The following is a 17247-nucleotide window of genomic DNA, read 5'->3' as shown; positions in this document are numbered from 1 at the left end:
GGGTGGCATGACCGGAAGCGGATTACAGAAACTGGCCTTTTTCCTGCTGGTGGCCGTGATGCTTTACGCCAGCCTTCTGGCGGGCAGCTGATGGCACAGCGTTTCGGCGGCGAATTCAGCCCCAAGGGCGCATCCGGCGCGACCGACCCCAAGGGCGATCCGCAGTTCCGGGGCGCGCGGCGCACCCGCGCCGGGGGGCGGGTCAACCTGCTGTTTCTCGCGCCCTTTCCACTGATCTGGAAGGCCTTCACCTCGGGCGCGCTGCTGATGGCGCCCTACCTGGCCGGTTTCGGCATCCTGATCCTGGCCGCCTGGCTGACCCGCGAAGGGATCAAGGCCGAAGAGGCCTACGAGGCGCGCAAGGTCGCCCGCCGCCCTGCCCTGCCACGCAAGATGCTGGCCTCGCTGTTGACCGGCGTCGGCCTGGGCGTCGTGGGTGTGACCGGGCATGGCGTGATCGAGGGCGTGATCTTCGGACTGCTGGGCGTGGTGCTGCATTCCATGGCCTTCGGGATCGATCCCCTGCGCAACAAGGGGATGGAGGGCGTCGACCAGCACCAGACCGACCGCGTGGCGCGGGCCGTCGACCGGGCCGAGGCGCATCTGGCCGCGATGCAGGACGCCATCCGGCGCGCGCAGGACCGGCAGCTTGAGACGCGGGTTGATCGGTTCATCACCGTCGCGCGTGACCTGTTCCGGACCGTCGAAAATGACCCCCGCGACCTGACAGCGGCGCGGAAGTATCTGGGCATCTACCTGCAGGGTGCGCGGGACGCGACCGTCAAGTTCGCCGATCACTATGCCCGCAGCCGCGATCCGCAGGCACGGGCCGATTACGAGGCACTGCTGAGTGATCTTGAGCAGAATTTCGCGGCACGCACAGACAGGCTCTTGTCTGACGATGCCTCAGACATGACCGTTGAGATTGAAGTGCTGCGCGAAAGGCTGCAGCGTGAGGGCGTTCGCCCGGAATAGTGGAGAGATTACATGTCCGAGACGATACGCACGAAAGCGGCGGAAACGCTGAAACAGGTGGAAGAGGTCACGGCGGTCGTCCTGCCCGAACCCCGCCCCGCCGATGCGCTGGTGCCGCTGGCCGAAGCGGACGCGCCAACCTCGGCCGAGATCGAGAAGCGTATCGCCGAGCTCGACATGGCCGACACCGGGTCGATTGTGCGGTTCGGATCGGGCGCGCAGGCCGAACTTCAGACGATCAGCCAGGCGATGCTGCAGGACGTGCGCAACAAGGACGTGGGCCCGGCGGGTGACAGCCTGCGCAACATCGTGTCGACCATCCGCGGCTTTTCGGTCAGCGAGCTGGACGTGCGGCGGGAGCGGACGCTGTGGGAACGCCTGCTGGGCCGCGCCGCGCCTTTTGCAAAGTTCACCGCCAAGTTCGAAGAGGTGCAGGACCAGATCGACCGCATCACCGAGGACCTGCTGAGCCATGAGCACACGCTGCTCAAGGACATCAAGTCTTTGGACATGCTGTATGAAAAGACGCTGAACTTCTACGACGAGCTGGCGCTTTACATCGCCGCCGGGGAAGAAAAGCTCAAACGCATGGACGAGGTCGAGATCCCCGCGAAGGAGGCCGAGGTCAATGCCTCGCCCGAGGGCGAGCAGGTGATGAAGGCGCAGGAATTGCGGGACGTGCGCGCGGCGCGGGACGACCTGGAACGCCGGGTGCATGACCTCAAGCTGACGCGGCAGGTCACGATGCAGTCGCTGCCCTCGATCCGGTTGGTGCAGGAAAACGACAAGAGCCTTGTCACCAAGATCAACTCGACCCTCGTGAACACCGTCCCGCTGTGGGAAACCCAGCTGGCACAGGCGGTCACGATCCAGCGGTCCGCCGAGGCGGCAGCGGCGGTACGCGATGCCAACGACCTGACCAACGAACTGCTGACCTCAAACGCCAAGAACCTGCGCGACAGCAACAAGATGATCCGCACGGAAATGGAGCGGGGCGTCTTTGACATCGAAGCGGTCAAGCAGGCCAACGCCGACCTGATCGGCACGATCCAGGAAAGCCTGCAGATCGCCGACGAAGGCAAGGCCAAGCGCGCGGCGGCGGAAGAGGACCTCAAGAAGATGGAGGCCGAGCTGCGTGACACGCTGGCGGCGGCCAAGGCCCGGGCGGATGGTCGGGGCGACACCATGGCGACCTCGGTCCCGAAGGGCTGAGACGGCAGGAGGACGAGGCGTGACGGCATTGAAGCGGGCCCTGCCCGCGGTCCTGGGGGCGGCGGTGCTGGCGGGATGCCAGATGACCGAACCTGAGGTTTCGCTGAAACCCCAGGTGCGCCCGGCCGCGATGACCGTGCCCGCCGAACCGGCCGGGCCGTCGTCGGCCAGCCGTGCGCTGTCAACGTATTATGCCCGGTTCCAGGCGGATCTTCTGGCGCAGGGTCTTCTGCGCACCGATGGTGGCGGGCCCGATACGCCCTTCACCGCGCGCGAACTGGCCGAGAATTTCGAACAGATCGTGTTCTACGACGAATACGTGCGGGGCGGCGGGTTGCGCGGGGCCCGCAACGAAAGCGCCCGCCTGCGCCGCTGGCCCGACCCGGTGCGCATCGATCTTGAATTCGGCACCTCGGTCCCGGCGGAGCTGCGCCAGCAGGACCGGGCGATCGTCCGTGGCTATAGCGCCCGGCTGGCCGAACAGACGCGCCATCCGATCAGCATGGTCGGCCCGGGCGGCAATTTCCACGTCCTTGTCATGGGCGAGGACGACCATGACGAGCTGATCACCCGCGTGCGGCAGATCGTGCCCGACATCTCTCCGACGGCGCTAGGCATCTTCGAACGGCTGCCCAAGGCGATCCATTGCCTTGTCGTGGCCTTTTCCAAGGACAACACGACCGAAGGCTACGGCACCGCGATCGCGCTGGTGCGTGCCGAACATCCCGACCTGGTGCGGCGCAGCTGCTATCACGAGGAAATGGCGCAGGGTCTGGGGCTGGCCAACGACAGCCCCCGCGCGCGCCCGTCGATCTTCAACGACGACGACGAATTTGCGCTGCTGACCACGCATGACGAAATGCTGCTGCGGATGTTGTATGACCCGAGACTGCGTATCGGGATGAGCGCGGACGAAGCGCGCCCGATCGTGCGCCGCATGGCCGAAGAGCTGGTCGGCGGCGAGAGTTGAGAGAAGGATTTTGACATGGGTATTCTGGATTTCCTGAGCGGACAGTTCATCGACGTCATCCACTGGACGGATGACACCCGCGACACGCTTGTCTGGCGGTTCGAACGCGAGGGGCATGAAATCAAGTACGGCGCCAAGCTGACCGTCCGCGAAGGACAGGCGGCCGTCTTCGTGCACGAGGGGCAGCTGGCGGATGTGTTCACCCCCGGGCTCTACATGCTCGAGACGAACAACATGCCGATCATGACCTCGCTGCAGCACTGGGATCACGGCTTCAAGTCGCCCTTCAAGTCCGAGGTCTACTTTGTCTCGACCACCCGCTTCACGGACCTCAAGTGGGGCACCAAGAACCCGATCATGGCGCGCGATCCCGAATTCGGGCCGGTCCGGCTTCGGGCCTTCGGGACCTATTCGATCCGCGTCACCGACCCGGGCCGCTTCCTGACGGAAATCGTCGGCACGGACGGCGAATTCACCATGGACGAGATCAGCTTCCAGGTGCGCAATATCATCGTGCAGGAATTCAGCCGCGTGGTGGCGGGGTCCGGGATCCCGGTGCTCGACATGGCCGCGAACACCTCGGACCTGGGCAAGCTGGTCGCCAAGGAAATCTCCTCGACCATCGCCGACTACGGGATGGAGCTGCCGGAGCTTTACATCGAGAACATCTCGCTTCCGCCCGCGGTGGAAGAGGTTCTGGACAAGCGCACCTCCATGGGGATCGTCGGCGATCTGGGGCGCTACACCCAGTTTTCCGCCGCCGAGGCGATGACCAAGGCCGCATCGAACCCCGGCGGGGATGGCGGCATGGGCGCGGGGCTTGGCATGGGGATGGGCATGGCGATGGCCAACCAGCTGGGCGGTCAGATGGCACAAGGCCCCTGGGGCGCGCGGCCTCAGGCAGCGCCGGCCCCTGCTGCGGCCCCTGCCCCGCCACCGCCGCCCGTCGAACATGTCTGGCACATCGCCGAGGGCGGCGTGACCAAGGGGCCGTTTTCCAAGGCGCGGCTGGGACGCATGGTGACCGAGGGCGAGCTGACGCGCGATACGCTGGTCTGGACCGCCGGTCAGGACGGCTGGAAACGGGCTGAGGACGTGATGGAGCTTGCACAGCTTTTCACCGTCATGCCGCCGCCCCCGCCGCCGCCGCTTCCGGGGGCATGAGCGACCCGGAGCCGGAGCTGTCGCTGGCACCCGATTGTGGCAATTCCCCCAAGAACGCCCGCGCGCAGGATGTTGCGCTGGCCCTGATGGGCGCGGGCGCGATCGACCCGGATCTGCTGGCGGAAAACGCGGTCTGGGAACGCCCGGGCGGCGCGGTCAGTGGGCGGGCCGCGATCCTGGGTGCTCTGCGCCGAACCCGTCCGCCCACCCGGATCGAGGTCGACCAGGTCGTCACCCACGGCCGCAGCGGCTCCGTGTCGGGCCGCGCCGCCCGGCAGGAGGACGAGCGGCTGTTCTGCCATGTCATCCGCTATACCACCGCCGCCTGTCGCGAGATCGCGCAGCTGGTCAGCTTCGAACACCAGGTGAAACGGCGCTGACGCCCCTGCAGGCCCGCAAATGCGGTTTCCCTTTGCGGGGCGGCGCATTAGCCTCGCCCGCGACACCCCGGCAGGATCGATAAGCCATGACCGACGACCACCGTTTTCCCTGCCCGCAATGCGGTGCCGATTACCGATTTGCCCCCGCCGAGGGCAAGCTGATCTGCGATCACTGCGGCCATTCCGAACCGTTGGCACAAGAGGGGCCGTGGGCGGGCAGCATCCCCGAACTGGACTTCCGCGCCGCGATCGAAGCGCGCCTGCCACAGGCCGAGATCGAGGAAACGCGCGTCTCCCAATGCCCCAACTGCGGCGCGCAGGTCGAATTTGACGCCGACACCCACGCCCGCGACTGCCCCTTCTGCGCGACGCCCGTGGTCACCGACACCGGCACGCACCGCCATATCAAGCCGCGCGGCGTGCTGCCCTTCGCACTGACCGAGGTACAGGCCCGCGATGCGATGGTCACCTGGCTGGGGCGGCTGTGGTTCGCGCCGAACGGTCTGCAGGACTACGCCCGCAAGGGCCGCAAGATGGACGGGATCTATGTCCCCTACTGGACCTTCGATGCCGACACCAAGTCCGCCTACCGCGGCGAGCGTGGCACGGTCTACTACGTCACCGAAACGGTGATGCGCGATGGCAAGCCGACGCAGGTGCAGGTCCAGAAGATCCGCTGGACCCCGGTGTCGGGCCGGGTGGCGCGGTTCTTCGACGATGTGCTTGTGCTGGCCTCGCGGTCGCTGCCGAAGAAATACACCGACGCGCTTGAGCCCTGGGATCTGTCCGAACTGAAGCCCTATGCGCCCGAATACCTCGCCGGGTTCCGCGCCGAGGGCTACCAGGTCGAACTGCAGGACGGCTATGGCGAGGCGCGCGCGATCATGGACCGCACCATCGACCGCGACGTGCGGTTCGACATCGGCGGTGACCGTCAGCGGGTTCACGGGATCCAGACGGACGTGAAGGACGTGACCTTCAAGCATATCCTGCTGCCCGTCTGGATGGCCGCCTACAAGTTCCGGGGCAAGACCTATCGGTTCGTCGTCAACGGCCGCACCGGGCGGGTGCAGGGCGAACGCCCCTATTCGCCCTGGAAGATCGCGCTGGCGGTGGTGGCCGGCGTCATCCTGGCCGGGGTGGTCGGATATTTCTATGCGCAGAACGGGGGATGAGATGAGCGATTACGACACCTTGATGGGCCTGCTGATGGCGCGCCATTCGTGCCGGGGTTTTCTGGACCAGGAGGTGCCCGCGGATCTGATCGGCCAGGTCGTCACGGCGGCCGGGCGCGCGCCGTCGTGGTGCAATGCCCAGCCCTGGCAGGTGATCGTGACCCGGGGCGAGGAAACCGACCGCCTGCGCGAGGCCCTGATGGCGGCCGCCGGCACCCGCGCCGAGGCCCCCGATGTGCCGGGGCCCGAAGCCTACACCGGCGCACACCGCGACCGTCGCCGCACCTGCGGCTGGCAGCTGTATGACGCCGTGGGCGTCGAAAAGGGCGACCGGGTGGGATCCGCGAAACAGGCGTTGGAGAACTTCAACCTCTTCGGCGCGCCGCATACGGCGATCCTGACCTCGGGGCGGGAACTTGGTGCCTACGGCGCACTGGACAGCGGCGGTTTCCTGATGGCCTTCTGCCTGGCGGCGCAGGCCCTGGGGCTGGCGACGGTGCCACAGGCCGCTGTGGCCTTCCATTCGGATGTCGTGCGCGAGGTGCTGGGCATCCCCGAAGATCGGCTGATCCTTTGCGCGATCACATTCGGCTACGAAGACTCGTCCCACCCGGCGAACGCCTTCCGGACCGACCGTGCAGACCTACCCGAGATCATGGAGATCCGGGGCTGATGCGCGCGCTGCTGCAACGGGTGTCGGAGGCGCAGGTGCGCGTCGACGGAGAGCTGATCGGCCAATGCGGCCCCGGCCTGATGATCCTGGTCTGCGCCATGCGCGGGGATACAGAGGCCAGCGCGGAGCAACTGGCCGCCAAGGTCTCGAAATGCCGGATCTTTCAGGACGACCTGGGCAAGATGAACAGATCCGTCCTGGATATCGGCGGATCGGCCTTGGTCGTGTCGCAGTTCACCCTGTCGGCCGACACGCGGTCGGGCAACCGCCCGGGGTTCTCCACGGCCGCCGCGCCCGAAGATGGAGACCGGCTCTATACCCATTTCGCACAGGCCCTGCAGGGGCTCGGCGTGCCGGTCGAAACCGGCCGCTTCGGCGCGGACATGAAGGTGTCGCTGGTGAATGACGGCCCGGTGACGATCTGGATGGAGGTCTGATCCGACGCGATCGGGGCGCTGCCCGCGTCCTGCGGACGCCCCGGGATAGGGGACCCGAGGACGGCCGGTTAACGACCGCGTGAAACCGAATGCCCTCGTCGACCGTTGTCCTGACATCACAAAGTCAGGAGACCCCTATGAACCGCATCATCTACATCGTCGGACTTGTCGTCATCGTCCTCGCCATTCTCAGCTTCATCGGGATCGGCTGACCCTCAGACCGACACCTCGGCCATCAGCTGATCCTTGGTCAGCTCGGCCTTGGTGCCCGAGGTCGTGACCTCTCCGCGTCGCATGACGTAGAAGGTGTCGGCCAGGCCGTAGGCGAATTCGAAATACTGTTCGACGAGGATGATCGCCATGTCGCCCTTGTCGCGCAGGTATTCGATCACGCGGCCGATCTGCTGGATGATATTGGGCTGAATGCCCTCGGTCGGTTCGTCCAGCAGCAAAAGCTTCGGCTTGGTGATCATGGCGCGGGCGATGGCCAGCTGTTGCTGCTGGCCGCCCGACAGGTCCCCGCCGCGCCGATGCAGGAAATCCTTCAGGATCGGGAACAGCTCGAAGATTTCGTCAGGGATATGATGTTCCGATCGCGGCAGGCAGGCATAGGCCGTCTGCATGTTTTCTTCGACCGTCAGCAACGGAAAGATCATCCGCCCCTGTGGAACATAGCCGATGCCCTTGTGCGCAAGGCTGTGTGCGGGCAGACGGCCCAGGTCTTCGCCGTCCAGCATCATCGTGCCGCCCGATCGCGGATGGGTGCCCGAGATCGCCTTCAGAAGCGATGTCTTTCCCACCCCGTTCGTGCCCATGATGCAGGTGACCTTGCCTGTCTCGGCGCTCAGGTCGATGCCATGCAGGATCTGGCTTTGCCCGTAGTGAAGTGTCAGGCCCTTGGTTTCCAGCATGTCAGCGCCCCAGATAAACTTCGATGACCTGCGGGTTCGCGGTCACGTGGTCCAGCGATCCCTCGGCAAGCACCGACCCTTCGTGCAGCACCGTAACCTTGCAATCGAGACGCCGGACGAACTCCATGTCATGTTCGACGACGACAACGGCGCGGGTCTTGGCGGCCTCTTTCAGAAGGTCGGTGGTGTGTTCGCGTTCGGCCAGCGTCATGCCGGCGGCGGGTTCATCGACCAGCAGAAGGCGCGGTTCCTGCGCCAGCAACATCCCGATTTCCAGCCATTGCTTCTGGCCGTGACTCAGTTCCCCGGACTTGCGGCTGAGCGCGTCGGACAGCCCGATTTCCGAGGCCAGCTCCTCGACCCGGGTGCGGTCTTTCGCGGTCGGCCGGTAGAACAGGCAGGCAAACGACCCGCGCGGGTTCCGGACTGCCATCAGCAGGTTGGCGAACACGGTCTGGTCTTCGAAGACCGTGGGACGTTGAAACTTCCGCCCGATCCCTTCCTGTGCGATCCTTGCCTCGTTCATCTTGAGCAGGTTGATCGACCGCTCGCCCCAGGTCACGCGTCCCTCATCCGGGCGCGTCTTGCCGGTGACGATGTCCATGAACGTCGTCTTGCCCGCCCCGTTCGGCCCGATGATGGCGCGCAGTTCGGCGCTGCCGATCTGGAAACTGAGATTGCGGATCGCGCGGTAGCCGTCAAAGGTGACAGAGACGCCGGAGACTTCCAGAAGGTTGCTCATCCCCGGCCCTCCTCTTCCTGCAGGCTGCCCTTGTCGGGGCCGTAGTCCGCGCCGTGGCGGTTCGGGGCCAGCCGCCCCGAGATCAGATCAAAAAGCCCACCGATCCCCTTGGGCGCCAGCAGCGTGACCAGCACGAACGACAGGCCCAGCAGCACCAGCCACCAGTCGACCCAGTCGATGGTGTAGAACCCAAGCGGCACCGACGGCACCTGCCCGCCGGTGAACCAGGTCGACACCAGCGATACGAACGCCGCCCCGATGACGGCGCCGTAGAGGCGCCCCCTGCCCCCGATGGCGACCCAGACCGCCAGGTAGATCGACGCGATCGGCGCGACCTCTCCGGGGTTGATGATGCCGGCCTGCGGATAATAAAGCGCGCCTGCGATGGCGGCGATGATCGCAGTGAAGGTGAAGATGAAGAGCTTGTAGCCCTCGACCGAATAGCCCAGGAACCGCACCCGCGCCTCGTCATCGCGGATGCCGCGGATGACCGACCCGAACTTGCCCGACACGACCCAGGCCGAGACGACATAGCCGACCCCGAGCGCGAAGGCCGAGGCCCAGAGAAACCAGATCGACACGACCGCCTGGCTTGCCGTGACGCCCGGCAGGTTCTGCAGACCCGACAGCCCGTTGTTGCCGCGCAAGCCGGACTCGTTCTGGAAAAGGTAAAGCGACAGGGCCAGCGTCATCGCCTGCGTCAGGATCGACAGGTAGACGCCGGTGACGCGGGACCGGAAGGCCAGCCAGCCGAAGACCAGCGCCAGCAGGCCGGGGACCAGCAGCACCATGAGCAGCTGCAGCGGCAGGGAATGCGCAAAGGCCCAGATCGGCGGGAAATCGGACGACCCGACGACGCCGAAGATCTGGGTCCCGATGGCATCGACGACCTCCTGGTCCGTCGGCGGGATGGCGGCATTGGCAAGGCTGTCGGCGACGATCAGCTCGGTGCGCGCATACATCAGCCACATGCCGATCATGTAGCCGCCCAGCCCGAAGAAGGCGAAATGCCCAAGCGACAGGATCCCGCAGTAGCCCCAGACCAGGTCCATCGCCAGCGCCACGAGGCACAGGCACAGCGTCTTGCCAAGCGTCTTGACGAAGGAGGTCGAGATCACGTCGGACCCGAAGGCCTCGGACAAAAGCGTCACGGACAGGGTGAAGATCGCCAGGGCCGCGAGGAAGATCAGCACCGACGGATTGCGGAGGAGGAAGGACCGGCTCATGGGTGGCGCGCCTCGCTGCGGATGGGTGCGGGGGCGCTGCCCCCGGCGCGTTCCGCGCCTCCCCCGAGATATTTGCGACCGGAGGCGGCCAGGGCGCCTGCTTCATCTTGCTCCAAATACTCCCGCCGGAGGCGGTGGAACATCGGCCAGACGGGCGTGCCGTCGGACGCGGGCGGGGTGTTGGAATTGGCGGGAAGCGGTGTGGTGATCATGGGTCAGTCTCCGGCCGCGCGGCCCTTGAGGGCGATGATGCCCCGGGGGCGGAACTGGATGAAGATGATGATGAAGACGATCATGTAGGTCTGGGCCGCCAGCGTGTTCGACGGGTTCAGCCATTCGATCCCCTTCTGCAGGAAGCCGATCATGGTGGCGCCCAGAAGCGTGCCCCAGATATTGCCGACGCCGCCGACCACGACGGTCATGAAGCTTTGCACGATGTAGTCGGCACCAAGTTCGGAGGTCACCTTGGCGTAAAGGCCGATGGCCACGCCCGCGATGCCCGCGATGCCCGAACCGAGCCCGAAGGTCAGCATGTTCACCCGGTCGGGGTTGATCCCCATCGAGGCCGCCATGCGCGGGTTCTGAGTTACCGCGCGGGTTTCCAGCCCAAGCCGGGTCTTCTTCATCAGGAACAGGAAGAAGCCCAGGAAGATCAGCGCCAGCACGAAGATGGCGATCCGGATGTTCGAGATCGCGACGATGTCGTTGATCTGCCACTGGCCGTCCAGCCAGGCGGGCGAGGTCAGCGGCCGCGCCTGCGTGCCGAAGACGTTCTTGGCGATCTGCTGCAGCGCGATCGAGATGCCGAAGGTGGCCAGAAGGGTTTCCAGCGGGCGGGAATAGAGCCAACGGATCACAAGCCGCTCCATCGCCACGCCTGCGGCAAAGGTCACGGCAAAGGCCACCGGGATCGCGACCAGGATCGACACGGTATAATTCGGGATCACCTGCTGGATCACGTAGCCGGTGTAGGCGCCCATCATGATGAATTCGCCGTGCGCCATGTTGATGACGCCCATCACGCCGAAGGTGATGGCCAGGCCGATCGCGGCGAGGAAGTAGATCGAGGCGAGCGACAGCGCATCCAGCGAGAGGTCGAAGGCCTGGTTCAGGCCGACCTTCAGCTCGATCGCGATCAGCGCGTCTTCGGCGGCGGCCGTGACCTCGGCGTCCGGTTCCGAGTAGGTTTCATAGAAGGTATGGGCGGCGATCGCCTCCTGTACCTGGGCCTCGGTCGCGGCGGGTTCGGCCAGACCGGCCTCGACCAGGGCGGCGTAGGCCTTGTCGCGCAGCGCGGGCTCGAAGAGGCTCGCCACCGGCACGCCGCCGACCGTATCGCCGTCGATGTTGGCCTGCAGGGCCTGCCGCTGCGCGTCGTTGGTCAGCCGCGCCGGGGCAAGGTCGGAGGAGACAAGCAGGTCATAGGCCTCCTCTTCGGTCAGGTCGCGGCCGACGCGCAGCGTGCGGGCGATGTTCTGATCCTCGGGCAGCGTGGGCGCGGCACGGCGCGTGGTGGCGACCAACGGATTCAGCGCGGCCCGGGCATCGACGCCAAGGTCGCCGCTGAAGGCCTCGATCGCGGAAATCCGTTCGGCGGCGTCGTTGCCGTAGGCGATGGTCAACAGACGCTCGATCCGCTGCTTGCGGGCCTTGATGGTGGCGTCGGGTTCGTCAGCGATGCTGTCGCGCAACACCGGCAGGTGGCTTTCGTTGCCGTTGCGTTCCAGCGCCGTCAGCGCGGCGAGCCGCGCCTGCGGGTCGGGATCGGACAGCTGGAACTTCACCAGAGCAGAGCCGATCAGCCCGCGAATGCCCGAGTTCGGCTTGAGCTGGTCGTAGCCGTCACTGGGCGCTTCGCCAATCTCTTCTCCGGTCGCGAAATCGAAGATCTTCAGGGTCTTGGACCCGGCCTTGCGGGCATAGACAAACAGGCCCGTCGCCTCGTCCACCCACATGTCGCGGTTGCCCCATTCCTCAAGCACCAGCGGCGCCTGGGCCAGGCCACTGTCGCGGATCGCGTCGATGGCGGGCTGGATCGTGCGGCGAGAGGATTTGCGGATGATCTCGCCATGCTCCTGCAGCAGCTGCTGGATCGGCGCGTCGGCATCCTGGGCGGTGCCGGACGTGCCCATCATCAGGGTCAGGGCCAGGGCCGCGAGAAGGCGAAAGATCATGGAACGGTCCGGACTTGGAGGACGGGAGGGGCGGGGCCGCGAACGGCCCGGCCCGGTCGTCACAGGGTCGTCACGGGGGCGGCGCGGGGCCGCCCCCTGATCGGATCAGTAGTTGGATTCGATCTGGACGCAGGTGGAGGTGTCGGTGTTGTACATGCCGCACTCCAACTCTTTCCAATCGGACTTCAGAACCGCGGATTCCGGCAGGAAGTCGGTCCATGCGTCGCCCGGAACCGGATCGGTGGCCGAGATGATGTCGAACTGGCCGTCTTCCAGGATCTCACCGATCAGGACCGGCTTGGACAGGTGGTGGTTGGTGCCCATCACGGCGGTGCCGCCGGTCAGGTTCGGGAATTCCTGGCCCCACATGGCTTCGCGGACAGGGTCGACGTCGGTGGTGCCTGCCGCTTCGACGGCGTTCACCCACATGTTGAAGCCGATGTAGGTGGCTTCCATCGGGTCGTTGGTCACACGCTCTTCGCCAGCGAAGGCTTTCCAGGCGGCGATGAATTCGTCGTTGGCCTCGGATTCTGCGGACTGGAAGTAGTTCCAGGCGGCGAGGTGACCGACGAGGTTCGAGGTGTCGAGCCCCGAGAGTTCTTCCTCACCCACGGAGAAGGCAACCACGGGGATGTCTTCGGCGGAAATGCCCTGTGCGGCCAGTTCCTTGTAGAAACCGATGTTCGCGTCACCGTTGATGGTCGAGATCACACCGACCTTCTTGCCATCCGCGCCAAGCGCCACGACATCCGACACGATCTTGGACCAGTCGGAATGACCGAAGGGCGTGTAGTTGACGAAGATGTCTTCCGCCGCGATGCCCTTGTCCTTGAGGTAGCTCTCAAGAATGTTGTTGGTCGTACGCGGATAGACGTAGTCGGTGCCGAGCAGGGCGAACTTCTCGACGCCCAGTTCTTCAAGGTAGTAGTCGGTGGCCGGGATCGCCTGCTGGTTCGGCGCGGCGCCGGTGTAGAAGACGTTCTTGGACGATTCTTCACCTTCGTACTGGACGGGGTAGAAAAGCAGGCCGTTCAGTTCTTCGATGACCGGCAGAACCGACTTGCGGGACACCGAGGTCCAGCAGCCGAAGATCACGTCGACGTCCGACACGGTCAGCAGCTCGCGCGCCTTTTCGGCGAACAGCGGCCAGTCGGAGGCAGGGTCGACAACGACCGCTTCCAGCATCTTGCCGTTCACGCCGCCCTTCTTGTTCTGCTCTTCAATGAGCATCAGAACGGTATCTTTCAACGTGGTCTCGGAAATCGCCATCGTACCTGACAGCGAATGCAGCACGCCGACCTTGATGGTGTCGTCCTGCGCCAAGGCCGCAGAGCCGAGGATCAGCGATCCGGCGGCAGCGCCCAGCATGGTTTTCAGAAATTGCGACATGACATAGTCCCCTTTGGTGTCAGTCGCGACAGGCGTCGGGTGTGGATTGCAAAGTCTCCCCTCCCCTCCTACATGCCTGTCAGCGACAGCAATGTTGCTTGCGTGCGGCGGATACCGGACTGGCGAATGGTGGTCCGTCGCGCGCTCCCTTCGCGCCCCTCATCGGGCTGGGGACAGCAAATCCAGTTTGATGACCCGACGGAATTTTTTCAGGTACATCGGGATGGCCGCCGGAGCTGAATGATTAATTTCCGGGCATTATTGCGCCGCGCCGCCCGTAATCGCCCAATTTATGGGCGCATTTCATCTGCAATCGCACCCCAAACGCCCGCGGACAGCACACTTTAGAGGCGAGAAAATAAAAACCGCCCCGACTTGGGGCGGTGTTCTGACTGTACCGGGGCTGACTCGGTCAGGCGGTTGCCCACTGCGTGCTGGCGCGCGGCACGAAGGGCACGACCGTATTGTCGCTGATGGCGGCATCGCGTTCGGCGCGGCGCAGGCGTTCGATCTCGTTGGCCAGAAGGAAAAGCCGGGTGGAGGATTTGACCGTCCCGCTGCGGGCCATCTCGTACCCGCTCAGCTCCACGAAACTCGACGCGATCTGAAGCGCCATGTCGGCACGCGATTGTTCCGGAGCCGACATGATCTCATCGGCAATCATGGTCGACAGTTGGTCGAGCTTTTCCATAGTGTCACCCTTCTTGTCTTGCCGGAGACTACATCCGGTTCCTGTACACACCCGTCGTTTTGACTTTGGCCAAACCTAGATGACGACGAATCTGGGCAAGACTTGGGCGCGAAACGGCCCTTATCGCGAACCGGTGCGGGATTCGGAACAATTCCGACATCGCGGCGGTGACTGTTGCCGCCAAACGGCTGTGACTATTCCTTAGGATAAGTCCCCTTTGGACGTGTACCGGCCGTTTAATTGAAAAACGTATTTTCGATGCAGATTTTCCGATTCGGGCCGCGAAACCCCTTTTTCTTAATGGAAACCTAACCGATCCTGGGGCCTCATCCGGCGCGGCGGGTCGGTCAAATCAAGGATTTTCCTGCCTCGGCCGGGTGTTGGCGATTTGGCTGACGGCGTTCAGGTCGGCGCGGATTGGCCGATCGGGCGGGCGCGCCACGATTTTGCCGCATTCTGCCTGTTCCGCGCCGGTACGGGCACCTCATCCCCCGATCGGCGGCGCTAAAAGCACGGCACACCCGATTTCAGGACACCCCGTCGCATGCAAGTTCCCCTGACCCTGCCGCTGTCGCGGACCGCGTTGCTGCCAATCGACCTGCAAGAGGAACACCGCACCGATCCGCGCTATCTGGTCGAGGGCTACGCCGAGGTGCTGGGCAGGGTCGGCAGGCTTCTGGGCCAGGCGCGCGCTGCGGGGCTGCGTGTCGTCCACGCCGGGTTCCGGCGCGACTTTGCCCGCGTCCCGCCCCGACCGTTCGAACCGCTGTCCGCAGATGGCAGCGCCGCCTTCTCGGACCTGAACGACCCCGCCACGGCCTTCTGCCCCGAGGTCGCGCCGATTCCCGGTGAGCCGGTGATCTGGAAAAACGACCTCAGCTGCTTTTCCGACCCCGACTTCGCCCCGACCGTCGCGGGGATCGAATGGCTGGTGATCTGCGGCGTCTGGACCGAAGCCTGCGTGGCGGCCACCGTCCGTGATGCCATCGCCCGCGGTATCCGTGTGCTGCTGGTCAAGGATGCGGTCGGGTCGGGGACTGTGGCGATGTCGCAAAGCGGGGTGATCAACCTGGCCAACCGGCTTTACGGCGGGGCGGTCTGCGATACCGACATGGCCCTCGCCCTCATGACGGGCGCAGAGCGGCAGGTGTGGCGCCTGCAGGGCTCTGCCCCGCTGCGCTACACCGGCGGGGATATCGCCCGGGTCTGGCGCGCGCTCTGATCGCTCAGGCGGCGCTTGGCAGGCACTGACTGTCCGCGCGGGCGCGGGTCTCGGCGCCACGCTCCAGCAGCGCCTTGAGGTCCGACAGCATCAGGGCGGCGGCACTGGTCACGCGCGACACCTCCTGGCTGGCGGTGTCGCCTTCCGCGCCGAAGCCGCATTCGCAGTAGTGCACGACGGTGCCGCCATCATCGAACCGGTCCAGCGTCAGCATGATGCGCGCGCCGGTCGACAGGGTCAGCCGGATCAGCTGATCCTCGACGATCTGGACGCAGGTCACGGTGACCGGCACCTCACCAAGATACCACTGTGTCGTCAGCCCGGTTTCCAGAACCTGGGCCCCGGCAGAACGTGGCCAGAACCGGCACAGCATCTCGGGGTCGGTCAGCGCAAGGAAGACCTCGCGGCGGGGACGTCGGATCGGCAGGCTCACACGGGCAACGGCGACGGGTCTGACGGTGTTCATGATCGGTGGCTTTCTCCCAGGTCTGCCGATCAACGCCGCAACCCCGCCCCGGTTCCCGCCACCGCGCATTGCCACGGCGGGATTGCGCGCATAGGCTGACGCCACGGGGTGACGGGGCTGTCGAAGCCTCTGGCAAGGAACGGAGAATACAATGGGCGTCGTATTGCGCTGGTTGCCGCAGGTCGGCCTTATGGTCGTGTTGTTCGCGGTGCTTCTGGTGTCGAACCCGCGCGAGGATCTGCCAACCGTCGCCGCGATCTACGCCGGCATGGTGGCCTTTTCGTCGATGTCGCTGAACCTGCTTCTTGGCGCGCGCCTGCCCGCGATCGAACGGCTTTTCGGCGGCATGGACAAGATGTTCCTGCAGCACCGCCAGTTCGGCTACCTCGCCCTGGCCGCGGCTGCGGTGCACTGGCTGAACCCGCCGTCCTTTCCGCAGTTCCTGGCTTCCTGCGACGACCTGTGCAAGGCGGCCATCGAAAGCGGAGAGATCGGCTTCAAGATCCTGATGGTGCTGGGCCTGCTGTCCTGGGCGCGGCGCAAGACCTTTCGCGGATGGCGCCTGCCCTACCAGTGGTGGAAGTGGTCGCACTACGGCCTTCTGGCGGCCTGGTGGCTGGCCTTCTTCCACCTGATGCAGAATCGCAAGATGCCGGTGGTCTATCAGCAGATGGCGGAAATCATCGGGGTGATCGGCGCGCTGTGCCTGATCCTCTACCTCGTGGGGTGGGTGCTGCGGATGCGGCGCACCAAGGCCTACGTGGTCGAAAGCGTCACGCGCTCGGGCGGCGTCACCGGCATCCGGGCCCACCCCAAGACCCACGGCATCCGCCACCGCGCCGGCCAGTTCGCCTTCATCCACGCCAAGAAGACCGGACTGCGAGAGGCGCACCCCTTCACCATCTCGGGCGGGGAAGATCCCGACGGCGTGGTGCAGTTCAACATCAAGGGGCTGGGCGATTACACCCGGCGCCTGCACGACGACCTGGCCGAGGGCGACACGCTGGTGGTCGAAGGGCCCTATGGCGACTTCCGCTATCCCGACCGGGGCGGCAAGCAGGCCTGGATCGCGGCGGGCATCGGCATCACGCCCTTCCTGTCCTTCGTGCGCAGCCTGCCTGACGATCTGAAGGGCGAGGTCGAGATGGTCTACCTGGTCCGCAACGAAACCGAGGCCGTGGGCCTCGACGAATTCCGCGCCGCCGCCGACCGGGTCGACAACTTCTCGTTCACGCTGCATCCGTCCGACGACAAGGGACGCTGGCCGGGGCTGTCTGCTGATGCGGGGCACCAGGCCGTGCTGTTCTGCGGCCCGCCGGTGCTGCGCGACATCCTGAAGAAACAGTTCGGCCGGAAGCTGCGGTTCGAATACTTCGAATTCTGATCCGCTTCATCTTGCCGAAAATACTCTCGCCGAAGGCCTCCGCCGCAAGGCGGATC

At 65.3% G+C, this 17247-nt stretch carries 19 protein-coding genes; 11 read left to right on the top strand and 8 right to left on the bottom strand.

The window, feature by feature from the left end; all coding sequences use genetic code 11:
• Window positions 1–90 precede the first annotated feature (90 nt).
• From E4S58_RS01655 to E4S58_RS18075, 9 genes are all read left to right on the top strand, one after another.
• Window positions 91–975 (top strand): 5-bromo-4-chloroindolyl phosphate hydrolysis family protein, encoded by an 885-nt coding sequence (locus tag E4S58_RS01655; RefSeq protein WP_136634583.1) that lies wholly within the window; start codon window positions 91–93, stop codon window positions 973–975.
• Between the two features lie 12 nt (window positions 976–987).
• On the top strand, window positions 988–2187 hold the full coding sequence (locus E4S58_RS01650; RefSeq protein ID WP_136634582.1) for a toxic anion resistance protein: 1200 nt from the start codon (window positions 988–990) through the stop codon (window positions 2185–2187).
• A 19-nt stretch (window positions 2188–2206) separates the two neighbouring features.
• Entirely contained in the window at window positions 2207–3157 is a 951-nt protein-coding gene (locus E4S58_RS01645) for a DUF2927 domain-containing protein (protein WP_240789430.1), read from the top strand.
• A gap of 15 nt (window positions 3158–3172) precedes the next feature.
• Window positions 3173–4321, top strand: coding sequence for an SPFH domain-containing protein (locus tag E4S58_RS01640; protein ID WP_136634581.1), 1149 nt, complete (start codon window positions 3173–3175; stop codon window positions 4319–4321).
• The gene (locus E4S58_RS01635; protein ID WP_136634580.1) at window positions 4318–4701 is read left to right on the top strand and encodes a nuclear transport factor 2 family protein; all 384 of its coding nucleotides are present in this window, start codon (window positions 4318–4320) and stop codon (window positions 4699–4701) included. Before E4S58_RS01640 ends, E4S58_RS01635 begins: the two co-directional genes overlap by 4 nt.
• A gap of 86 nt (window positions 4702–4787) precedes the next feature.
• A complete protein-coding gene (locus tag E4S58_RS01630; protein ID WP_136634579.1) occupies window positions 4788–5876 on the top strand; it encodes a TFIIB-type zinc finger domain-containing protein in 1089 nt (362 codons plus the stop codon).
• A 1-nt stretch (window position 5877) separates the two neighbouring features.
• Window positions 5878–6549 carry a nitroreductase gene (locus E4S58_RS01625; protein WP_136634578.1) on the top strand — a complete coding sequence of 224 codons (672 nt, stop codon included), beginning with the start codon at window positions 5878–5880 and terminating at the stop codon, window positions 6547–6549.
• On the top strand, window positions 6549–6986 hold the full coding sequence (dtd, locus tag E4S58_RS01620) for a D-aminoacyl-tRNA deacylase (RefSeq protein WP_136634577.1): 438 nt from the start codon (window positions 6549–6551) through the stop codon (window positions 6984–6986). Before E4S58_RS01625 ends, dtd begins: the two co-directional genes overlap by 1 nt.
• Window positions 6987–7075: 89 nt before the next feature.
• Window positions 7076–7198 (top strand): hypothetical protein, encoded by a 123-nt coding sequence (locus tag E4S58_RS18075; protein WP_276605897.1) that lies wholly within the window; start codon window positions 7076–7078, stop codon window positions 7196–7198.
• A 3-nt stretch (window positions 7199–7201) separates the two neighbouring features.
• Here the strand turns inward: E4S58_RS18075 and urtE are convergent, their stop codons facing one another.
• From urtE to E4S58_RS01585, 7 genes are all read right to left on the bottom strand, one after another.
• Entirely contained in the window at window positions 7202–7897 is a 696-nt protein-coding gene (gene urtE / locus E4S58_RS01615) for an urea ABC transporter ATP-binding subunit UrtE (protein ID WP_136634576.1), read from the bottom strand.
• Window position 7898: 1 nt separating this feature from the next.
• Window positions 7899–8639 (bottom strand): urea ABC transporter ATP-binding protein UrtD, encoded by a 741-nt coding sequence (gene urtD, locus E4S58_RS01610; protein WP_136634575.1) that lies wholly within the window; start codon window positions 8637–8639, stop codon window positions 7899–7901.
• Complete coding sequence (gene urtC, locus E4S58_RS01605; RefSeq protein ID WP_136634574.1) at window positions 8636–9865, bottom strand: urea ABC transporter permease subunit UrtC; 1230 nt, start codon at window positions 9863–9865, stop codon at window positions 8636–8638. The genes urtD and urtC overlap by 4 nt, the downstream gene beginning before the upstream one ends.
• The gene (locus E4S58_RS01600; protein WP_136634573.1) at window positions 9862–10077 is read right to left on the bottom strand and encodes a hypothetical protein; all 216 of its coding nucleotides are present in this window, start codon (window positions 10075–10077) and stop codon (window positions 9862–9864) included. Before E4S58_RS01600 ends, urtC begins: the two co-directional genes overlap by 4 nt.
• A 3-nt stretch (window positions 10078–10080) precedes the next feature.
• Window positions 10081–12039: an urea ABC transporter permease subunit UrtB gene (gene urtB / locus E4S58_RS01595; RefSeq protein ID WP_136634572.1), complete on the bottom strand. Its 1959-nt coding sequence runs from the start codon at window positions 12037–12039 to the stop codon at window positions 10081–10083.
• A gap of 105 nt (window positions 12040–12144) precedes the next feature.
• Complete coding sequence (gene urtA / locus E4S58_RS01590; RefSeq protein WP_420821267.1) at window positions 12145–13428, bottom strand: urea ABC transporter substrate-binding protein; 1284 nt, start codon at window positions 13426–13428, stop codon at window positions 12145–12147.
• A gap of 412 nt (window positions 13429–13840) precedes the next feature.
• On the bottom strand, window positions 13841–14119 hold the full coding sequence (locus tag E4S58_RS01585; protein WP_136634571.1) for a hypothetical protein: 279 nt from the start codon (window positions 14117–14119) through the stop codon (window positions 13841–13843).
• Between the two features lie 544 nt (window positions 14120–14663).
• Here E4S58_RS01585 and E4S58_RS01580 point away from each other — a divergent pair.
• The gene (locus tag E4S58_RS01580; protein ID WP_136634570.1) at window positions 14664–15341 is read left to right on the top strand and encodes an isochorismatase family protein; all 678 of its coding nucleotides are present in this window, start codon (window positions 14664–14666) and stop codon (window positions 15339–15341) included.
• A gap of 4 nt (window positions 15342–15345) precedes the next feature.
• Here the strand turns inward: E4S58_RS01580 and E4S58_RS01575 are convergent, their stop codons facing one another.
• Window positions 15346–15807: an SRPBCC domain-containing protein gene (locus E4S58_RS01575; protein ID WP_169052574.1), complete on the bottom strand. Its 462-nt coding sequence runs from the start codon at window positions 15805–15807 to the stop codon at window positions 15346–15348.
• 151 nt (window positions 15808–15958) lie between these two features.
• Between E4S58_RS01575 and E4S58_RS01570 the strand changes: the two genes are divergently transcribed.
• Window positions 15959–17191, top strand: a complete 1233-nt coding sequence (locus tag E4S58_RS01570) for a ferredoxin reductase family protein (protein WP_136634568.1) — start codon at window positions 15959–15961, stop codon at window positions 17189–17191.
• Window positions 17192–17247 lie beyond the last annotated feature (56 nt).

The sequence above is a fragment of the Pseudooceanicola onchidii genome (assembly GCF_004959925.1).
In the GTDB taxonomy this organism is placed as follows: Bacteria; Pseudomonadota; Alphaproteobacteria; order Rhodobacterales; family Rhodobacteraceae; genus Pseudooceanicola; species Pseudooceanicola onchidii.
This window is presented reverse-complemented; position numbering and strand designations above follow the sequence as displayed.